The organism is Vibrio sp. 2132-1, assembly GCF_033344315.1.
In genome coordinates this window covers 1-889 of the sequence record NZ_JAWPON010000169.1, presented here as the reverse complement: position 1 = coordinate 889, position 889 = coordinate 1, and the positions used below count along the sequence as shown (strand labels likewise).

The 889-nt window shown below is 50.5% G+C and carries 1 protein-coding gene; it reads right to left on the bottom strand.

What is annotated here, in order from left to right; translation table 11 throughout:
* Positions 1-889, bottom strand: an 889-nt coding sequence (locus tag R8N47_RS24195; RefSeq protein ID WP_318185976.1) for a sodium ion-translocating decarboxylase subunit beta, incomplete at both ends; no start/stop codon positions are given.

The following is an 889-nucleotide window of genomic DNA, read 5'->3' as shown; positions in this document are numbered from 1 at the left end:
CAACCAAGGCCAACAGAATACCTGCCGCGACCGCGGAGCCAAGTACACCAGCTACGTTTGGTCCCATCGCATGCATCAACAAGAAGTTTTGAGGGTTTGCATCAAGCCCGACTTTGTTCACCACACGCGCAGCCATAGGTACGGCAGACACCCCTGCCGCGCCAATGAGTGGGTTGATGTCCTCTTCTGAGAACTTATTGAGAAGCTTAGCCATGAGCACACCTGCGCCTGTACCGATACTGAACGCCACAGCGCCTAGACCAAGAATGCCTAATGTTTCCAAGTTTAAGAACTGGTCAGCTTGCAGTTTCGAGCCAACCCCTAAACCCAAGAAGATAGTCACAATATTGATCAGTTCATTTTGTGCAGTTTTCGATAAACGATCCACCACACCCGCTTCACGCATCAGGTTACCGAGACAGAACATACCAACCAATGGCGTCGCAGAAGGTAGGAACAGAATCGTCATCAACAGCACGGCCATCGGGAAGAACACTTTTTCCCACTTACCAACATGACGAAGCTGCGCCATTTTGATTTCACGCTCTTCTTTGGTAGTCAGCGCTTTCATAATTGGCGGTTGAATGATCGGAACTAATGCCATGTAGCTGTATGCCGCTACCGCAATCGCCCCCAATAAGTCTGGCGACAACTTGCTGGCCAAGAAGATCGCCGTTGGACCATCAGCACCACCGATGATGGCGATCGATGATGCATCTGCCATCGAGAATTCCATCCCCGGCACAAAGTTAAGCAAAATCGCCCCAAACAAGGTCGCAAAAATACCAAACTGCGCTGCCGCCCCTAACCAAAGTGTTTTAGGGTTCGCGATCAATGCGCCAAAGTCCGTCATCGCACCAACGCCCATAAAGATCAACAATGGGAAAAC